This window comes from Microbacterium sp. 2RAF4 (genome assembly GCF_052115285.1).
GTDB classification, from domain to species: Bacteria; Actinomycetota; Actinomycetes; order Actinomycetales; family Microbacteriaceae; genus Microbacterium; species Microbacterium oxydans.
The window spans coordinates 1,649,457-1,668,144 of record NZ_JBFRGI010000002.1; the positions used below are offsets into that span (position 1 = coordinate 1,649,457).

An 18,688-nucleotide genomic window follows, 5' to 3' on the forward strand; every position below is an offset into this window, starting at 1 on the left:
CGGAATACCGAGGGGCCGGGAGGATCCGAGAGCCGATGATGATGATCGATCAGAAGAGCAATGGGAGGGGACGTTCATGGCCAGGAGCCGAGGTTTCGTCGACAGCATCGTGCGCTATCCGGTGAAGGGACTCTCCGGCGTGCCGGCTCCCGACCCCGTTCGTCTCGATCCCGGTCGGGGCCTGCGCGGGGACCGGGCATTCGCGATAGCCCGCCGCGACTCGACTCCGAGCGCCACGGGATGGCTCTCTCGCGAGCACTTCTTCCACCTCGCCCGCCACGAGCACCTCGCCCGCATCTCACTCGGCCTCGTCGAGGACGGCTCCGACTCCCCCACCCTGGTCGTCGAGACATCGGAGGGTATGGCGCGAGGAGGGCGAAGGTCCTCGCTCTCCGGCGAGGTCGGGGCGTTCGATTCGGCTGCCATCGACGACCTCCTGCGTCGAACCCTCGGGGCGGATCATGGCGAGCCCCGCCTGGTCGAGGCCGCCTCCGAGGGGCTCTGGGATTGGGAGGACGCGCATCTGTCGATCATCAACCTCGCGACCCTCGAGGAGCTGGAGAGGGAGACCGGTGTTCCCGTCGATCGTCGCCGCTTCCGAGCCAACCTCTACCTCACAGGGCTGGCCCCGTTCGAGGAGTTCGAGCTCGTGGGAGCTCGCATCCGCGTCGGGGAGGTCGAGCTCGAAGTCTTCCAGCCGACCGACCGCTGTCGCGCCACCACTATCCGCCCGGTCGAAGGGGTGTCCGACCTCAATGTGCCCGCGCTGCTGGCCAGCCGCTACGGTTACGCATTCTGCGGCGTCTATGCACGGGTCATCGGCGGAGGCACCGTCCGTGCGGGTGACGCGCTCCGCGAGGAGCCCGGGGCCGTCGCACCTCTGGAGGGCAAGCCCGGGTGGCCGCGCGCTGCCCGGGTGCTGGCCAGGGAGCACGAGTCCGATGACGTCGTCAGCCTCTGGCTCTCGGACCCCCTCGGCCTGCTCACGACCGCACCTCCGGGAACCCACGTGCGGGTGCACCTTCCGGACGCACCGACTCCCAACTGGCGGTCGTACACGATCTCCGGAACCGCACCGGGGCGGTTCCGCATCAGCGTGAAGCGGGACGGGCGGGTGTCGACGATGCTGCACGATGCCCGTGAGGTCGGCGAGACGATACTCGTCTCGGGGCCCCACGGCGTCGGGGGCGACGATGCATCGAGAGATCTCCTGTTGGTCAGCGGAGGAATCGGTATCACTCCCAGCATGGCTCTGCTGCGCTCGCGTGTCGCGCGACGCGGAGCAGGTCGCATACGGGTCGTGCACAGTGCGCGCAGTTCGACGTCCCTGCCGTTGTGGGCGGAGGCATGCAGGGCGGTCGCCGAGCTCGCAGACGCGACGGCACAGCTCCATGTCACCGACACGCCGGTGCCGGAGAGCTGCGACGGTTTCACGGCCAGCGAGGGGCTGATCGACGCCAAGGCCTTGGCGTCCATCGTGGCCGACCTGGATCTCGACCATGCGGATGCCTCGGTATGCGGTCCGCCGACGTTCGCTGCCGACATGCGCGCCCTGCTCGTGCAGTCGGGGTTCGCTCCCGAGCGCATCCACGTCGACCTCTTCTCCTCTCCGGCGAGTTCGGAGTGGGGGCCGCCGCGCGTGCCTCGCGCCGACGTTCCACTGCGCATCGATTCCGCTGCGGGCTCGTTCGTGTGGGAGCCTGCGGCGGGAAGCCTGTTGACCGCCGCCGAGAGTGCGGGTCTCGATTGGCCGAGCGAATGCCGCGTCGGAGTGTGCGGTACTTGCGTGCGTACCGTGACCCACGGCGAGTTCGAGTATCTCAACGAGCCGTTGTGCGAGCCGGGGCCAGGGCGCATCGCCGTCTGCAGCGCTGCACCACTGACCCCTCTGCATCTGGACGGCGCACCTGCCGGAACGTGAATCCGGAGGCGTCCGGCCGGCTCAGCTCAAGAGCACCACGAGGTAGACCGCGAAGGTCACCAGGTGTGCGGCGCCGTGCATCGCCGTCACGCGTTTCGCGGCGAAGGTCGTCACCGACAGCAGCAGTGTGACGCCGAGCATCAGGAGGTTCGCCGGCGATTCCGCGAGCACGACCGTCTGGCCGGTGAACATGCCGATGATCAGCACGGCGGGGATCGTGAGTCCGACGGTCGAGACGAGTGCGCCGTGGCAGAGGTTGTTGACGCGCTGAGCTTCTCCGCCGAGAGCGGCGCGCACCGCGGTGATCGACTCGGGAAGGAACACGATGCCTGCGATGAGCACGCCGGCGAGGGCGACCGGAGCGCCGAGACGGCCCAGCCCATCGTCGAGCAGCGCCGCCATGTCGTGGGACAGGAGCACGATCGGGATGACGGTGACCACCAGCAGTGCCAGCCGGACGAGGATCTCCGTGCGATGCTCGGCGAGAACCTCACGGATCCCGCCATGCTTCTCTGTCGTCTCCTGGCGTTGCTCGGTCTGCTCCTGGCGTTGCTCGGTCTGCTCCTGGCGTTGCTCGGTCTGCTCCTGGCGTTGCGGACTCTGCAGCAGGCGTGGGTCGACCTCGGTGAAGTCGCCTGCCTGCGCGCCCATCTGCCGATAGAGGAAGAACGCGTAGAGCGCGAGGGTGAGCACGATGATCGGGATCTCCTGCGCCACCGTGTAGGACCCGTCCGTGCCGATCAGGGCGGGGAGGCCGAAGGCGAACGCGACGAGAACGACCAGCATGGACAGGTACGCGGAGGTGCCGGTGCGGTTGTGGGCCATGCCGCGGTGGCGGAGTCCGCCGACGAGGAGGGCGAGTCCGATCACGAGGTTCAGGATGATCATCGCGACGGCCATGACCGAGTCGCGGGCGATGGTCGCGTGCTCACCTGGTCCGAGCATGACGGCCGAGATCAGGATCACCTCGATCATCACGATCGAGAGCGTCAGGACCAGCGAGCCGTACGGGTCGCCCAGTCGATGCGCGAGTGCTTCCGCCTGCTTCACGACGCCGAACGCGCAGACGAGGATCACCGCGATGATGACAGCGAGCGCGATGATGAGCACCGGGGTGGCCACGGGAGGCGCCAGCACCGGGTGGAGGAGAAGGAGGGCGGCGAAGGCTCCCCATCCCAGGACGACACGGACGATGTCCGTCGGGCCGATCAACGTCTTCAGTTCCGTGCGTGACATCGCCGGACTCCTTCGAGGTGGGGTCGTCCCCGTCGAGTCCCACAGTCGGAGGTCGTCCTCCGTGGTTGTTCTCAGGCGTTCAGTCTATCAAAAATTTCCCGGTCAAGAGGAAATTTGACTTCCCCCGGGTTCTCACTATGGTCGGAGGTTACGCCAGCCACTGAAGGGGAAGCGAGACACCATGTCCGGAAAGACCAAGAAGGCACCGCAGCTCACACTCAAGGAGAAGCGAGCCGCGAAGCGCGAGAAGAATGCGCCGGCCGAGTTCATCAAGCCCCGCAAGGGCGCGAAGGGCTGAGCGGACTCGACCCGGTGGGCGCATCGCCGAGTTCTGCGCGATGCGCCCACCGACCCAGACGCCATCGAGCCTCTATGCCTGTAGAGCCGGGTTACCCCGCCGTCGCTCGGGTGTCAACGGTCCTGCATCCCGGCGGATTCCGTTCCACTCTGGTCCTCCCGACGAGAGGAGTGCAGGATGTCGAATCCCGACGTGTATCCCACCGAAGGCGAGCAGCCGGAGACACAGGGCGAAGACCCTATCGAGGCGGAGCTGGGCGAAGAGGGCCAGGGCGACCTCGCTCCGGAAGACGAGGGCGCGGGCCACAGCGGTGACGCTCCCGCCGACCTCAGGGACGGCACCGAATGAGTGGGGGCGAGGGACCGCGTCCGGAGGCAGCGGACTCACCGGTCGAGGGCGACGCCGAATCCCGGATCGCCGAGCACCTCGCCGAGCGAGGGGGCGACCGGCCAGCGCACTCGGGAGACGTGCCGGCTGGAGGAGCGGGTGCCGACTCCGGTGCCGCGTCGGCGGTCGGGGTCGAGCCCGGATCCCGCTCGTCGGTGCCTGACGAGTCGACGCACAACGACGACCCGGGTATCGGCACCCGTCGGCCCGATGTCGATGAGGCGACTCGCGAAGACGGAGACCCCGGCCGCCGCGCCTGAGGTCTCCGTCCTTCGCCTGACTGCCTCGCCTGACTGCCTCGTCTGACAATCGCGCCTGTCAGGCTCGCGTCACACCGTCGATGGGCGCAGCACCACCTTGATGCAACCGTCTTCCTTCTTCTGGAAGGTGCGGTAAAGCTCAGGTGCGTCGTCGAGGGGCGCACTGTGCGTGGTGAGGTCCATCACGCCGAGCGGGTCGGCGATGTCCTCGACCAGGGGCAGCAGCTCATCGACCCAGTTCTTCACGTTGCACTGCCCCATACGCAGGGTGATCTGCTTGTCGAACAGTGTCTTCATCGGCATGATGTCGGCGTCGCCCGCGTACACCCCGCTCAGCGATACGGTCCCTCCGCGGCGGACGGTGTCGATGGAGGCGTAGACGGCGGCCAGACGATCGACACCCGCCTTGTCGAGCAGCTGTCGCGCGGCCGGGTCCGGGAGTACGCCCACCGCCTTCTGCACGAACTCCACGCCCGCGTTGCCGTGCGCCTCGAGTCCCACGGCGTCCACCACCGAATCGGCACCGCGACCGTCGGTCAGGTCCCGCAGCTCATCCACGATCGTGTCGGTGAGGTCGAACGTCTCGATGCCGTGGCGCTCCGCCATGGCCCGGCGCTCCGGCACCGGATCGACGGCGAGCACCCGGTGCCCACGGTGCCGTCCGATGCGGGAGACGAACTGCCCGACCGGGCCGAGCCCCATCACCACGAGGGTTCCGTCGTCCGGCACCTGTGCATACTCCACTCCCTGCCACGCGGTGGGAAGGATGTCGCTGAGGAACAGGTAACGCTCATCGGGCAGGTCGCTCGCGATGGGGATGTGGTTGTAGTCGGCGAGGGGCACCCGCAGGTACTCCGCCTGTCCGCCGGGGACCTGCCCGTACAGCTTCGTGTACCCGAAGAGGGCGGCTCCGCTGCCGTACTCGCGCACCTGGGTGGTCTCGCACTGCGACTGGAAGCCGCGTCGGCACAGGTAGCACTCTCCGCATGCGATGTTGAACGGGATGACGACGCGGTCTCCCACGGCGAGGGTCTTCACGTCCGCACCCACCTCGACGACCACTCCCATCGGCTCGTGGCCGAGGATGTCGCCGCGATCGAGGAACGGACCGAGCAGCTCGTACAGATGCAGGTCGGAACCGCAGATCGCCGAGGACGTGACCCGGATGATCGCATCCTCCGGCTGCTGGATGACCGGATCGGGAACCTCCTCCACCGTCACCGTGCGCTTGCCCTGCCAGGTCAATGCCTTCATGATGTCCTCCGATCATCGGTCTTCGTCGTCCGCTCCACGCTCCTCGTTCCCGCAAGGACCGGCCACCGGGTTGACAGTTGCCGATCGACGTGCGGACGCGCGTCTCAGTGGAACGGACAGCCGCGGGTCGATCCGCTCTTGCGCACCGCACCACCCGATGCGGGTCTGGTCGGCAGTCGTCGCCGATTCACCTCGAGTCCGGTGTCGAGGATGTCGAGACGCGGATCGCTCAGCACGGCGATCGCCGCCGAGAGCCCGGCGATCACGAGCTTCTCGCCGGGGCAGCGGTGCCCTGTGGGGACGTCTGACCCACCCTGCGGGATGAAGGTGCGGATCGACTCGTGATCTTCGACGTCGGTGAAGCGCTCGGGTGCGAAACGATGCGGGTGGGCCCACGATCGTTCGTCGGTGTCGGTGCCGAGGATGTCCAGCACCACGCGCCCGCCGGCCGGCACCCGCACATCGCCGATCTCGATGTCGACGATCGCGCGCCCGGGCAGCATGGGCACGAACAGCGCGGTGCGCCGCACCTCCTGCGCGAACATCACAGCCAGCGGCCCGTTCACCAGCGCATTCCGTTCGACGGTCTCGGCGGCGATCCGCTCGCGCCATTCGGGCCTGTCGTGCAGTTCCTTGGCCGCGAAGGCCACGAAACGCGCCGCGGCGATCATCGGGCGGATACTGTTCTGCAGCTCGATGCCGGCGAGTCGGGCAGGAAGCAACGAGCCGTCCTGATCGCGATGGGCAGCCCACTCGGCCAGGGCCGTGCCCTCGTCGGCCCGCAGCGAGCCGGCGCGGACGGCAGCGACGAGGCGTGCCGCGTGCCGGTCTGACCACATCCTGTTCACGAAAGCGGCCACGTACTCGGGCGAGTAGGGCACGCCGAAGCCGTCGACGATCTGCGCAAGCCGTGCCGCCCACCGGGTCTTCGCTGCCGGGGTACCCGGGAGCCCGGCCCAGCCCATGATCGCGCGACCGAATGCCCCGACGGCCGCGTCGTACGCACTGCGCGTGCCGCCATCGAGCCAGGCCTCCTCCTCAGCTCTCCACTCGCGCTCCAGCCAGGGCGTCAGGCGCGCGACCTGCGCATCCTCGTAGGCCACCTCGACGAACGTCGCTTTGCGGTGTCGGTGCGCCGCCCCGTCGAGGCTGTGCACGGATCCGTGCCCGAACAGCGTCTCCTGGACGAGCTTCGGCATGGCGCCGTGGCGGGCGATGCGCGCCTCGTCATAGAACAGGTCGATGCCCTCGACTCCCCGCACGAACACCGCGTCGTCTCCGAGCAGTCGCATCGGAGCCGACCGTGCACCGGGCTCCGCACGCCGCCAGATGCGTGCGCCGAAGTCGTAGCCCCGGGTGAGGAGCGAGGGCGAATCGTCGTGGACGACCGCAGTGACGGCCTGCACCACGCGTGAGCTCAGTCTCTGGAACATGCTCCGACCGTGCCAGGCGGCGCGTGATGACTCCAGGGGGGAGCGCTCCGGATCGGAGTGTGCTATCTCCGTCGGATCCGCGATGTCAAGCGGCTCCCCTGGCGCCCGGATCCCGCGCAGAATGATCCCGCAGGAGCAGACGGCGCTGCAAGGAGGAGACATGGCGACGAACACCCGTGACCTGGGGTGCACGACGGATGACGTGTTCCGCGTTCTCGCGAACGGCTGGCTGTACCCCGCGTGGGTGGTCGGCGCTTCCCGCATGCGCGATGTCGACGGGACGTGGCCGGCGGTGGGTGCGCAGTTGCATCACTCCGTCGGGGTCTGGCCGGCGCTGCTCGACGACACGACCGAGGTGCGCGAGTGGGATCCGCCGCGGCGGATCGTGCTCAGGGCGCGCGGCTGGCCCATGGGCGAGGCGACGGTCACGCTGCGGGCACGCACGACCCCCACCGGATGTCAGGTGCGTATCGATGAGGAGCCCGTCGCAGGGCCCGCGGCGCTGATCCCGCAGTTCCTGACCGCCCCGATCCTGCGTTGGCGCAATGCCGAGACGCTCCACCGCCTGTCCTACCTCGCGGAGGGGCACGCCGACTGAGTCCGCTCAGTCGGGCGCGGACTCTCCGGCGAGGGCAAGCGCGACCGCGGCATCCACGTGCAGCGCCGTCGTCGGGAACACGGGCACCGGTGCGTCGCCGGACGAGATGAGCAGCTCGATCTCGGTGCAGCCGAGGATGATCCCCTCTGCGCCGTCGGCCACCAGGCTCTCGATCACCTCCGTGTAGCGTCGACGGGACTCGTCGCGGATGACACCGTGCACGAGCTCGTCGTAGATGACGGCGTGCACCAGGGCGCGATCCTCCACGCCGGGGATGAGTGTGCGGACTCCGTGCAGCGCGAGCCGTTCCGCGTAGAACGGCTGCTCCATCGTGAACGCCGTGCCGAGAAGCCCGACGGTCTGCAGACCCGCAGCGGTGATCGCCTCGCCTGCGGGATCGGCGATGTGCAGGAACGGGATCCCGACTGCCGCGCGGATGCGGTCGGCGACCAGGTGCATCGTGTTGGTCGCGAGCACGAGAAGCTCCGCACCGGCACCCTCCAGCGCCGCGGCGCGCGACGCGAGCAGATCAGCGGCGGCCTCCCAGTCGCCGCGCGCCTGCATCGCCTCGATCTCCGCGAAGTCGAGCGAGTCCAGGAGGATGCGTGCCGAGTGATGGCCACCGCGCTGCGCGCGCACCCTTTCGTTCGCCAGCCGGTACCACTCCAGCGACGACTCCCAGCTCATCCCGCCCAGGACACCGATCGTCTTCATCGACGCACCACTCCCCTCTTCGCCGTCAGGCGTTCCCTGCGCGCATGAACTCCTCGGCATCGCGCACCTGCTCGGCGGACGGTCGGATGCCGGTGTAGAGCACGAACTGCTCCAGCGCCTGCAGCGTCGCGACCTCTGCTCCTGTGATCAGGGTCTTCCCCGCCGCGCGAGCCGCGGCGATCAGCGGAGTCTCGGCGGGAAGCGCGACCACATCGAAGACCACGGACGCGGTGGCGATCGTCGCCTCGGAGAACGCGAGCACGTGCTCCTCCGCGCCACCGGCCATACCGATCGGGGTCACGTTGACCAGCACGTCCGCCGTGGCCTCGCCGATCTCCGGCGACCAGTCGAACCCGTACAGGTCCGCCAGCGCACGTCCCCTCTCCTCGTTCCTGGCGACGATGGTCACGCGCGAGAAGCCGGCGTCCCGGAATGCTGCCGCGGTCGCCTTGGCCATGCCGCCCGACCCACGCAACAGCACCGAGCTCGCAGGATCCAGGTGCTCGCGTTCGATGAGCTGCGCGATCGCCGAGTAGTCGGTGTTGTGGGCGGTGAGCACACCGTCGTCGTTGACGATGGTGTTGACCGAGTCGATCGCGCTCGCCGAGGGATCCATCCGGTCGACCAGGGCGATGACGTCTTCCTTGTAGGGCATAGAGACGGCGCAGCCGCGGATCCCGAGCCCGCGGACGCCCGCGATGGCCTGGGCGAGATCGGTGGGGGCGAACGCCTTGTAGATCCAGTTGAGCCCGAGCGCCTCATAGAGGCGGTTGTGGAAGCGCGTGCCGTTGTTGCTGGGCCGTGCGGAGAGCGAGATGCACAGCGTCATGTCCTTGTTGAGCAGAGTCACCGCATCAGGCTACTCGCGAGCGACGGCGCCCGCGGATTCGGGGGAGAGAGGACGACGGAGGTGCCTCCGTGCTGTGCGTCCCGTCTCCGCCCGAAACCTGCGATCCCTGCGGGATCAGTACCCCGACCTTCTCCGATATCGCGTGGACGACAGTCCGTGGCGACATCGCGCATCCTCCCCTATGGTGAAGGTGCATGCACACGGGGATTGATCGTCTCCGTCTCTCCCCAGGAGACGGCGGCCCTCCCCAGGGGCAGACGATCCGTGCATGCGATTGGGCCCTCTCGAGTAGTTCAGTCCCCAATGGGCTACTCGAGGGGGCCGCTATCGTCCAGTGTCGCACCGAAGTTCAGATTTGTCCCCCAAAAGGGGGACAAGAGCGTCGAAAAGGAGCTAAGCTGTTCCTGACGCACCCTCCGGTCGTCTTCGGCCCTCATCGCTCCCCCCGCGGTGAGGGCCACACCATTTTCCGGGCGCCCCAGGCGCCGTGCGGGTCGCGATGCGACTCATGACGGGCGGATGCCGCTCGTGCAACATTTGGATTACCTTCTTGCAGCGGCTATTCCGCTCGGGGCCTCCTCCACTAGCGTTAGCGATGTCGGGGCATCCCTGCGTCGGCTTCTTCATCAGCAGAACAGGCAGTACATGAGCACCCAGGGCACGGTCAAGTGGTTCAACTCGGAGAAGGGCTTCGGCTTCATCTCCCCTGACGACGGAGGCGCTGACGTCTTCGCGCACTACTCCGCCATCCAGTCATCCGGCTACCGGTCTCTCGAAGAGAACCAGCGAGTCGAGTTCGATGTGGCGCAGGGTCCGAAGGGCCTGCAGGCAGAGAACATCCGCCCCGTCTAAGACGGGCGAGACACCGAACTCCCCACCGGATCGCGTCCCCGATGCGTCATCCGGCGGGGAGTTCTGTGCTTTCTGGGGCCGTGACCGCTGCTTCGGCCGGTCCCCGTCAGCGGTAGGACGCAGGATCAGCTCAGCAGCAGCGCGCGCAATTCTGCGACCGAAGCAGCTCGGAACGCTGCGTCATCGCCTTCGTGCCTGTCACTGAAGCCCCACTCGACGAAGATGACGGGGACGTCGTTGGCGTTGCCACCTTCCACGTCATGATGGCGGTCGCCGACAAGTACCGGCCGCGATGTATCGGCGCCGAGCGCGCGCAGCCGACGAAGCGCCTCGGCGACGATGTCGGTCTTCGAGGCGAGGGTCGACTCGTCCGGTGTCGCGCCGACCGTCGTCAGGAACGCGGGGCGCAGTCCGAAGTGATCGACGAGGGCATCGACCTGGTTCTCGGGCTTCGAGCTGGCGGTCGCCTGCGGCACCCCGGCGGCGTGCAGCTCGTTGATGAGCTCGACGATGCCAGGGTAGGTCGCGACATCGGTCGTGTAGCCGTCGGCCTTTCCGAGCGTGCGATAGAAGGCCACCGCCTCGGCGGACTGCTCCGGGGTCATTCCCGCCTGGTCCTGGAACGACTGGAACATGGGCGGACCGATCCAGTGCACCAGCTGCTCGCGCGTGGGCGCGGGGTGGCCGAAGTGCGTGAGCGCGATGTCGAGCCGGCGAAGGATGCCGACGGACGCGTCGACGATGGTGCCGTCGACGTCCCACAGCACGCAGGAGTAAGGGGAGTGAGGCACCCCTCCACCCTATGGCCCGGAAGAGGAGGGTCGCCTTTCCTGCACAGGTGTGCACGAACAGGACTTACTCACGTCTCATGTGAGCACTCTATGTCCCCATATAAGGTCGTGACAACGGCGGATGTGCGAGTGAGAATGGGGGTATGTACGTGTCGGTGGAGATCATCACGATGTTGGCCACGGCCGCGACGCTGCTGGTGGCGATCATCGGCGGATTCGGCTGGACGATCAACCGGATGGATGCGCGGTTCGCGGCGCAGGACGCCCGGCTCGATGCCCGGTTCGCGGCGCAGGACGCGCGGTTCGACGCGCGGTTCGACGCACAGGACGCGAAGTTCGACGCACGGTTCGCGGGTGTCGACGCGCGGTTCGACGCGCAGGACGCGAAGTTCGACGCACGGTTCGCGGGTGTCGACGCGCGATTCGATCGCATCGAGCAGGAGATCTTCGACGTGAAGATCGCGATCGCGCGTCTGGAGGGGCCGACGCCGCGGCTCATCCCCGTCCGTTGAGGCCGTCTGCTCAGAACAGGCGGGGGATGCCCGACTCGATGCCCTTCATGTCGTCGTAGTCGAGCACCAGACAGCGGATGCCCCGATCTTCCGCGAGCACTCGCGCCTGAGGCTTGATCTCCTGGGCGGCGAAGACACCCTGCACGGGGGAGAGGTGCGGATCGCGGCCGAGCAGCTCGAGGTAGCGGGTCAGCTGCTCCACGCCGTCGATGTCGCCGCGGCGCTTGATCTCGACAGCGATCGCCGCACCGTCGGCATCGCGTACCAGCAGGTCGACCGGTCCGATCGCCGTCGGGTACTCGCGGCGCACGAGGGTCGCACCCTCGGAGATGCGCTCGACCTGCTCCGCGAGAAGTCGCTGAAGGTCCGCCTCCACGCCGTCCTTCTGCAGCCCGGGATCGATCCCCAACTCGTGCGAGGTGTCGTGGATGATCTCGTAGATCTGCACACGCAACGCGTCACCGGTCTTCTTGTGGGTGACCCGCCAGACCTCGACGACGCCGGCGCTCGCCTCTTCCTCGCCCGGAGTCTCGTTCGAGAGAGAACACGGGGGACTCATCCAGTTCAGCGGCTTGTAGCTGCCGCCGTCGGAGTGCACGAGCAGACTCCCATCGCCCTTGTGCACGAGCAGACGCGTGGCGAGCGGAAGATGGGCATTGAGCCGACCGGTGTAGTCGACCGAGCAGCGGGCGATGACGAGACGCACCCGTCGAGCCTACTTCGTCGGGAGCGCTGCGTGGTCGCACACGGAGGGCGTGCCGGTCACCGGTCGAGGAACGAACCGATCGCCTCGAAGAGGCCGAGTTCGGTGGCGGCGGAGCGGGCGATGAGGAACCCGATGATGCCGATGATCCAGGCGGTGTTCTCCGCCCCGGTGCGTTCCATCCAGGCGGCGAAGCGTTCGAGCGGCCGTTGCACGAGCGGAGCGGCCACCATCCGCAGCACGAGAAGCACGACCGCGGGGAGGATCATCAGCGCACAGTATCCCGCGAGCGAGAGCACCCGCAGCGGCGTGTCGATCCCGGCTTCCGCGAGCATGGTCATCGCGACGATGTAGGGCAGCATGGTGGCGATCTCGACGAGCCCGGCGGCGATGGCGACGGCCATCACGGCGGTGCCACGGGTGCGCGGGTCGAGGAGTCGCTCCCGCCACCGCGTGATGCGTCCGGGACGAGGAGCAGGATCGGTCGCGATCGCGGATGCGGCATCCGGTGGAGCCATCCGCGAGCCGTTCGCATCCTGCGCGCTCGGCGTCCCTCCCCGAAACGGGATGGGAGGTGCGGATGCCGTCTGCGGTGCGGGCGCCGGCGCGCTCTCGTCATTCTTGCCACCGGTCGGCATCACGAACGCTGTGATGAGGAGTGCTGCTCCGACGAGGAGTCGGACGATCAGTCCCGCGGGCGACGCGAGGAAGTCGGACGCGACGTCGACGAGGTTCACCAGACCCCACAGGAACAGGAGGCCGACGACCAGATAGAACGCGGCGATGGTCCCCAGATACAGCAGGATCCGTCCAGCGCGCACCCGCCCCGGATGCAGCAGGAGGAAGACCGGGATGAGGAGTGTGCCGACGCTCAGCCCGTCGATCAGCGCCAGGAGCGCGAGCGACAGGGGGAGCGGCAGTCCGCCGAAGAGTTCCATGCCTCCACGTTCACGGACGCTCCGCAGATACCGGATCGGGCGAAAGTACCGTCCTCGCAGAACCACTCATCCCTTCGTCGGATGCGCGGCGGCGGCCGGCGTGGTTGCATGAGGGCATGCACGAGCAGGTCGAAGGCGGATTCGGCGCCTGGTACCGTCGGCACCGTTGGTGGGCGGACCCGCTGGGTATGGCGATCTTCGCCGTGGTGATGGCGGCCTTCGGATTCCGGGGTATCTGGGGGCCGTTCTCGCTCCTGCAGGAGCCCCCGTCCCCGTGGTGGGCGCTTGTGCTCGCTCTTCCCGCCTGTGCGCTCGCCCTCTTCAAACGGCGCATGCCCGTGACCGTGCTCGTGCTGGTCTCCCTGCTGTTCGTCGCGGACCTGCTCACCGTGGGCGGCCTCGGGACCCTCGTGGTGCTCCTGGATGTGCTGTGGACGGCCGCTTTCCTGGCGGATTCCCGCGGGCGAAGGATGCTGTTGGTGCTGCTGGGGGCGGCGACCGTCACCCTCTTCCTCTGCGCCTGGCTGCTCACCGATGTGTCGTTCCCGGTCGCGTTCCTCATCGGAGTGCAGTTCGGAGCGATCTTCGGCACCGACTACTGGTGGGCCGTGGCGGTCTCCCAAGCGCACGAGCTCGCGGAGCTGCACCGTCAGCGAGCGGAGCACGCCGCCGCGGTCGCCGAGCGGGACCGAGTGGAGGCGGTGCAACGGGAGCGCGAGACCATGGCGAGGGAACTGCACGACGTGGTGGCCGGTCATGTGATGGCGATGGCGATCCGCGCGGAGGCCGCCCTGTCGACCCCGCCCGATCATCCGCAGGACCGCGAGGCCCTGCAGGCCGTGCGCGATGCGGGTCTCGATGCCCATGCGGCGCTGCGATCGATGATCTCCGTGCTCCGGCGCGGTGAGGGGAGCCCCGCGTCCTCGCCGCGGTGGGGGGACCTCGAGGGGATCGTGCAGGAGGCGGAACGCGCGGGACTCACGGTGCGACTCGTCGCCGATCACGTGGACGATGTCGGTTCCGCGCTCGAGCAGGCCGTCATCCGCATCGTGCGGGAGGCGCTGAACAACTGCATCCGTCACGCCAGCGGCGCCGAGGTCGATGTCATCATCCGCAGAAGCGGTCCCGAAGTGCGGGTCGAGGTACGTTCCAGGGGCGGTTCGCCGAGCAGGGCGTCCACGTCCGCGGATGAGGGCTGGGGGTTGCAGATGCTCAGGGAACGGGTCGCCGCGCTGGGGGGCGCCTTCACTGCCGGGCCGGTCGCCGGCGGATGGTCGGTGGAAGGTCGCATCCCGACGGAGGCAGCGGCATGAGCGAGCCGACGGTGCTGCTGGCGGACGACCACGGCGCGATCAGGGCGGGGCTGCGCATCATGCTCGAGGCGCAGGGGATCACGGTGGTCGGGGAAGCGGCGGACGGCGATGTCGCCGTCCGCAACGCCGCGGCGCTGCGTCCCGACGTGGTCCTGATGGATCTGCGGATGCCGGGACGCGACGGGATATCGGCGACGGCGGAGATCGTCGAGCGCCACTTGAGCGACGTGCTGGTCCTCACGAGCTTCGACGAGGACGACCTGGTGTTCGGGGCGATCCGCGCAGGCGCCGTCGGCTTCCTCCTCAAGACGGTGGACGCTCCCACGCTCGGCGGGGCGGTGCGGGCGATCGCGGCCGGCGAAGGTGCGCTCGATCCGCGGGTGACGCGCCGAGCGCTCGCCGCCGTCGCCGAGAGCGCCGCCATGCCGGCACCGGTCAGGCGCCGCGAGGGGATGGTCGAGCTGACGGCCAGGGAGCAGGATGTGCTCGACGGGATCCTGCAGGGGTGGTCGAACGCCCAGCTCGCCGCGCGACTGCGCATCTCGGTCCCCACGGTCAAGACGCACGTCTCGAACGTGCTCACCAAGCTCGGCGCACGCAGTCGGTCGCACGCGGCCGCGCTCGTGCGCGGCCGCGACGACTGACGCTCATCGCTGTGCGACCGTCGTGACCGAGCTCTTCTCGTCGTCGCGGAGCGGACGTGCAGCACCCGAGAACAACCCGGACATCACGACCAGCGCGACCAGGATGAACAGCGTGTTGAGCAGACCGATGTGCTCGCTGATGATTCCGAGCACCGGCGGGCCGCCGAGGAAGGCGATGTAGCCGATCGTGGCGGCCGCGCTCACCCTGGCCGCGGCCTTGGCCGGGTCGTCTGCCGCCGCCGACATGCCCAGCGGGAAGCCGAGCGATGCGCCGATTCCCCACAGCGCGGCTCCGACCAGCACGAGCGGGAAGGTGGGGGCGAGGATGAACAGCAGGATGCCCGACGCGGCAGTGACAGCGAGGATGCGCAGGACCAGGACGCGGCCGAAGCGATCCACGAGGGGACCGCCGAACAGGCGCACGACGGTCATGCCGACCGAGAACACGGCCAGGGATACGGCTCCGGTGCCCTCGGCGAACCCGTGACCCTGCTCGGTGCCCAGGGCGATCCAGTCGTTGGCGCCGCCCTCGGCGAAGGACATGCCGAGCATGACCACGCCGATCAGGTAGGTGCGCGGCTCGCGCCACGCTTCCAGCGCGGTGTGCATGCGGACGCGGAACGCGGGCTTCTCATGCGCCGCAGGATCGAGGGCGGCCTCGCGCACCGGGACCTGGAAGAAGCAGACGATCGCGATCACGGCGATCAGGGCACCCATGATCGCGGCATGGGTCGCGACGTCGAGGGCGAGCTGCGCGGCGAGAGCGCCGATTCCCGCACCGATGACGGTGCCGAAGCTGAAGAAGGCGTGGAAGACCGGCAGGATCGTCCTGCCCATCTGCTGTTCGATCGCGGTCGCCTCGACGTTCATCATCACGTCGACCGACCCGTTGCCGAAGCCGAACAGCACCATGCCCACGATGACGACGGGGACGGAACCGAACACGTTCGCGCCCAGGCCGACCAATACGATGCCGAGCGCGAACGTCAGCATCGTGAGGAGCATCCCGCGCCGGGCGCCGAGACGTGCCATCACCGCGGGACCCGTCGAGATACCGAGGATGGACGAGATGCCCATGCCGAGCAGGATCAGCCCGACCTGCGCGTTGTCGAGTCCCAGCGCCTCCTTGATCCCGGGCACGCGCGACGCCCAGGTCGCGATCGAGAGGCCGCTCGCGAGGAAGATGGCGAAGATCGCCGCGCGCCAGCGCACGAACTGCGAACGAGAGAGGGCTGTTTCCATGCCGGACAGCTTATCGAATCGATTCGACCGTAGGGAAGCGCGGGGAGCTATCCTCGAAGTATGAGCAGCCAGGAGACGCCGCGTCGGCCCACGATCGCCGACGTCGCACGTGAGGCGGGCGTGGCGACCTCCACCGCATCCGTCGTCTTCAGCGGCAAGGCGAACGTGGCCGCCGCGACGAGGGAACGCGTCCTCGCCGCCGCAGCCGATCTCGGCTATGCGGGGCCGGACCCTCGTGCGGCCTCGCTGCGACGCGGGCGCAGCGGCATCGTGGCCGTGGTGCTCGAAGGGCATCTGCGTGCAGCATTCCTCGACCCCGTGACGACCGCCATGATGGACGGCCTCACCGACGGGCTCGCCGACCTGAGCGCCGGCATCCTCCTCATGCGTGACGAGCCGGGGGAGGAGGGTGCAGCCATCACCAACGCCCCCGTCGACGCCTTCGTGCTCATCGGCTGTTCCGGGCGCACGAAGACCTCGCTCGAAGTGGTCGTCGGCCGGGGACTGCCCGTGGTCGTCATCGAAGGCGACGCCGGAGAGGGCATCCCGCGCATCACCCTCGACAACGTCGCAGCCTCTGCCGACGTCGCCCAGCATGTCTACGACCTCGGGCACCGGGACGTGGCGCTGGTCACCCTCTCGCTCGACAGCGAGCGCGAGCGTGCGCTGGTCACGCCCGAACGTGTCGAGAAAGCGACCGTCGATGTCTCCGTGCATCGCCTCGAGGGGATGCGCCGGGTGTTCCCTGACGCGCCGGCGATCTCGGCGTCCGGCAGCTTCATCGATGAGGGCGTGCTGGTCGGCCGCATGCTCCTGACCGACCCTGCCGCGCGACCGACGGCCGTGCTCGCGCAGAGCGATCTGCTCGCGGTCGGCGTCATCCGCGCAGCCGAGGAGCTCGGTCTCCGCGTACCCGAAGATCTGTCCGTCGCGGGCTTCGACGGCATCGAGGTCGACGGACTCGGCGATCTCACGCTCACGACCAGCGTGCAGCCCGCGGTGGAGAAGGGACGCGCCGCGGGGGAGCAGGTCGCCCGCATGCTGCGCGGAGAACCAGGGACGACGCAGCACCTCACCTGCGTGTTCCGAGCCGGCACGACGACGGGCCCTGTTCCGCGCTAGCGGCAGCCTCGCCGCGTGCTCAGCTGTGCTGCGGGCCGAGCGGCAGAACGCGGTTACCGAAGTCGAGGATGCGGTACCGCCCGCACTCGACGACATCGTCGGGGATCGCCGGTGTGGAGAGCTGCCACGCGACGGTCTGGGAGTCCTCGACGAGGAACGAGACTCCATCGACATCGAAGTCCTCGCGGTTCACCAACCACGCGTACGCGTTGAGCTCATGATCGACCTGCACGAGCTGGCGGGGGTCGTCGGCATGCAGCTTCGGCAGGCGCACGGTCCAGAACTGTCCGGCGCCGATGCGATCCGACGCATCGACCCAGTCGGTCACGCAGGTGAGATCGGGGTCGGGCGTCGTGCTCGCTGCGACGAGCCGAGGCACGCTCAGCACTCCGCCGACGAGCAGGAGCGCGGCGGCGGTGGCCGTGAGGGCGCGGGGCACCCGCTCGGGCATCCGCGGGATATGAGGAGCGGCCACGATCACGAGCACGGGTGCGAACGCGAGCGGCTGCAGGTAACGGGCGGCGTGGGTGCCGAGCGCGATGGCCCCGACCAGGACGAGAGCGGGCATCGCCCATGCGACCGTGGCGACGAAGCGGGAGCCGGTGTCTTCGACGCGCACCGTGTTCACGATCGCCCAGCCGACCAGGGCCACGACGATCACGACGCCGAAGATCCCCGCGGGTGTCGCAAGGCGGTCGAGGAGAAGGCCCCCGTAGTAGCCCGCAGACTCCCTCCAGAGTTCGGGCTGGATGTAGCCGGCTCCGGTGTTGGAGATCCATGCTCGAAACGGAATGCGTCCGAGGAAACCCAGGGCGGTCCCGATGACCAGCACGACGAGGATCGTCGCAGTGCGGATGCGTGGTGCCGCGCGAAGCAGCATCACGAGGAGGAGCAGCGAGAGCGGAACAGTGGCCCAGGCGGCGAAGAGGGGATTGGAGAGCGTCGATACGGTGGCAGTCGCCCCGAGTGCGATCAGTGCGCCGATACCGCCCGCGCCGCGGTCCAGAACACGACGGACCAGTCCCACAGCAAGGACGACGGCGACCACGGAGGCGGCGTAATACGTGGTCGTCAGCAGCAGCGAGGCCAGCTCCAGGGCGTCTCGGGACCCCGAGAGATCGGTCATGGCGAGGATCGCGAAGGTGCCCAGCCCTAGCAGCGCGCATGCGACGGGGGCTGTCCCGTCCCGCCGACGCCCCACGGCAACGCGGAGTGCACCGTAGAGGGCCAGCATGTTGACCACGGCATTCACCGTGAGCAGTCCGTTCACATCGAGCCGGAGCGCGGCGTCCAACGCGGTGAACACCGCGGACTCGGGCAGGAACAGCACGCTCGACATCGCCCAGTCAAGAGGTCCGCCGGAGAGCAGCGACTGCGCGAACATCCCCACGACCAGGGAATCTCCGTCGCGGAACAGCAGCTCCGCGCGGGCGGATGAAGCCACCTGAGCGACGGTGATCACCGCCACGACCAGTGCTCCCGACCAGCCCGCGAGCTCTCGCACCCAGACCCGCCGCATGGGCCAACTCTCGCACGATCGTGCAACTGTGGACCGCAGGAACCTCTCGCGCCGGTAAACTGGTCTGACACCCGCCCGCCTGCGCCGAAATGGCCGACGAG

General features: G+C 68.5%; 19 protein-coding genes. 9 read left to right on the forward strand and 10 right to left on the reverse strand.

Annotated elements, in window-relative coordinates; translation table 11 throughout:
• The first annotated feature begins 76 nt into the window (after positions 1-76).
• On the forward strand, positions 77-1,921 hold the full coding sequence (locus AB4070_RS12420) for an MOSC domain-containing protein (protein WP_441980352.1): 1,845 nt from the start codon (positions 77-79) through the stop codon (positions 1,919-1,921).
• Positions 1,922-1,942: 21 nt separating this feature from the next.
• On the opposite strand, the gene AB4070_RS12425 is transcribed toward AB4070_RS12420, so the two are convergent.
• Complete coding sequence (locus AB4070_RS12425) at positions 1,943-3,157, reverse strand: calcium:proton antiporter (protein WP_441980353.1); 1,215 nt, start codon at positions 3,155-3,157, stop codon at positions 1,943-1,945.
• Positions 3,158-3,632: 475 nt separating this feature from the next.
• Between AB4070_RS12425 and AB4070_RS12430 the strand changes: the two genes are divergently transcribed.
• A complete protein-coding gene (locus tag AB4070_RS12430) occupies positions 3,633-3,803 on the forward strand; it encodes a hypothetical protein (RefSeq protein ID WP_441980354.1) in 171 nt (56 codons plus the stop codon).
• Positions 3,800-4,102: a hypothetical protein gene (locus AB4070_RS12435; protein ID WP_441980355.1), complete on the forward strand. Its 303-nt coding sequence runs from the start codon at positions 3,800-3,802 to the stop codon at positions 4,100-4,102. Before AB4070_RS12430 ends, AB4070_RS12435 begins: the two co-directional genes overlap by 4 nt.
• A 69-nt stretch (positions 4,103-4,171) precedes the next feature.
• Here the strand turns inward: AB4070_RS12435 and AB4070_RS12440 are convergent, their stop codons facing one another.
• Both AB4070_RS12440 and AB4070_RS12445 read right to left on the reverse strand, forming a co-directional pair.
• Positions 4,172-5,356 carry a zinc-dependent alcohol dehydrogenase gene (locus tag AB4070_RS12440; RefSeq protein WP_441980356.1) on the reverse strand — a complete coding sequence of 395 codons (1,185 nt, stop codon included), beginning with the start codon at positions 5,354-5,356 and terminating at the stop codon, positions 4,172-4,174.
• 104 nt (positions 5,357-5,460) lie between these two features.
• Positions 5,461-6,789, reverse strand: coding sequence for a cytochrome P450 (locus AB4070_RS12445; protein ID WP_441980357.1), 1,329 nt, complete (start codon positions 6,787-6,789; stop codon positions 5,461-5,463).
• Between the two features lie 160 nt (positions 6,790-6,949).
• On the opposite strand from AB4070_RS12445, the gene AB4070_RS12450 reads away from it, so the two are divergent.
• Complete coding sequence (locus AB4070_RS12450) at positions 6,950-7,387, forward strand: SRPBCC family protein (RefSeq protein WP_441980358.1); 438 nt, start codon at positions 6,950-6,952, stop codon at positions 7,385-7,387.
• 6 nt (positions 7,388-7,393) lie between these two features.
• Here AB4070_RS12450 and AB4070_RS12455 read toward each other — a convergent pair whose 3' ends face one another.
• Together AB4070_RS12455 and AB4070_RS12460 are read right to left on the reverse strand one after the other, a co-directional pair.
• On the reverse strand, positions 7,394-8,101 hold the full coding sequence (locus AB4070_RS12455) for an aspartate/glutamate racemase family protein (protein ID WP_441980359.1): 708 nt from the start codon (positions 8,099-8,101) through the stop codon (positions 7,394-7,396).
• 25 nt (positions 8,102-8,126) lie between these two features.
• A complete protein-coding gene (locus tag AB4070_RS12460) occupies positions 8,127-8,951 on the reverse strand; it encodes a shikimate 5-dehydrogenase (protein ID WP_441980360.1) in 825 nt (274 codons plus the stop codon).
• A 645-nt stretch (positions 8,952-9,596) separates the two neighbouring features.
• On the opposite strand from AB4070_RS12460, the gene AB4070_RS12465 reads away from it, so the two are divergent.
• Complete coding sequence (locus AB4070_RS12465) at positions 9,597-9,803, forward strand: cold-shock protein (RefSeq protein WP_017203899.1); 207 nt, start codon at positions 9,597-9,599, stop codon at positions 9,801-9,803.
• A 125-nt stretch (positions 9,804-9,928) separates the two neighbouring features.
• Here AB4070_RS12465 and AB4070_RS12470 read toward each other — a convergent pair whose 3' ends face one another.
• Positions 9,929-10,594, reverse strand: coding sequence for an HAD hydrolase-like protein (locus tag AB4070_RS12470; protein WP_282848667.1), 666 nt, complete (start codon positions 10,592-10,594; stop codon positions 9,929-9,931).
• A 143-nt stretch (positions 10,595-10,737) separates the two neighbouring features.
• Between AB4070_RS12470 and AB4070_RS12475 the strand changes: the two genes are divergently transcribed.
• Positions 10,738-11,106 (forward strand): response regulator, encoded by a 369-nt coding sequence (locus AB4070_RS12475; protein WP_441980361.1) that lies wholly within the window; start codon positions 10,738-10,740, stop codon positions 11,104-11,106.
• Positions 11,107-11,116: 10 nt separating this feature from the next.
• Here the strand turns inward: AB4070_RS12475 and nucS are convergent, their stop codons facing one another.
• Entirely contained in the window at positions 11,117-11,812 is a 696-nt protein-coding gene (nucS, locus tag AB4070_RS12480) for an endonuclease NucS (protein WP_045262658.1), read from the reverse strand.
• 56 nt (positions 11,813-11,868) lie between these two features.
• A complete protein-coding gene (locus AB4070_RS12485) occupies positions 11,869-12,747 on the reverse strand; it encodes a GAP family protein (RefSeq protein ID WP_441980362.1) in 879 nt (292 codons plus the stop codon).
• A gap of 116 nt (positions 12,748-12,863) precedes the next feature.
• Between AB4070_RS12485 and AB4070_RS12490 the strand changes: the two genes are divergently transcribed.
• Together AB4070_RS12490 and AB4070_RS12495 are read left to right on the forward strand one after the other, a co-directional pair.
• Entirely contained in the window at positions 12,864-14,060 is a 1,197-nt protein-coding gene (locus AB4070_RS12490) for a sensor histidine kinase (protein ID WP_441980363.1), read from the forward strand.
• On the forward strand, positions 14,057-14,704 hold the full coding sequence (locus AB4070_RS12495) for a response regulator transcription factor (RefSeq protein ID WP_441980364.1): 648 nt from the start codon (positions 14,057-14,059) through the stop codon (positions 14,702-14,704). Before AB4070_RS12490 ends, AB4070_RS12495 begins: the two co-directional genes overlap by 4 nt.
• 3 nt (positions 14,705-14,707) lie before the next feature.
• Here the strand turns inward: AB4070_RS12495 and AB4070_RS12500 are convergent, their stop codons facing one another.
• The gene (locus AB4070_RS12500) at positions 14,708-15,946 is read right to left on the reverse strand and encodes an MFS transporter (RefSeq protein WP_441980365.1); all 1,239 of its coding nucleotides are present in this window, start codon (positions 15,944-15,946) and stop codon (positions 14,708-14,710) included.
• A gap of 60 nt (positions 15,947-16,006) precedes the next feature.
• Here AB4070_RS12500 and AB4070_RS12505 point away from each other — a divergent pair, with 60 nt between their 5' ends.
• Complete coding sequence (locus AB4070_RS12505; protein WP_441980366.1) at positions 16,007-17,068, forward strand: LacI family DNA-binding transcriptional regulator; 1,062 nt, start codon at positions 16,007-16,009, stop codon at positions 17,066-17,068.
• Between the two features lie 19 nt (positions 17,069-17,087).
• Here AB4070_RS12505 and AB4070_RS12510 read toward each other — a convergent pair whose 3' ends face one another.
• Positions 17,088-18,587, reverse strand: a complete 1,500-nt coding sequence (locus AB4070_RS12510; protein WP_441980367.1) for a hypothetical protein — start codon at positions 18,585-18,587, stop codon at positions 17,088-17,090.
• Between the last annotated feature and the right edge of the window lie 101 nt (positions 18,588-18,688).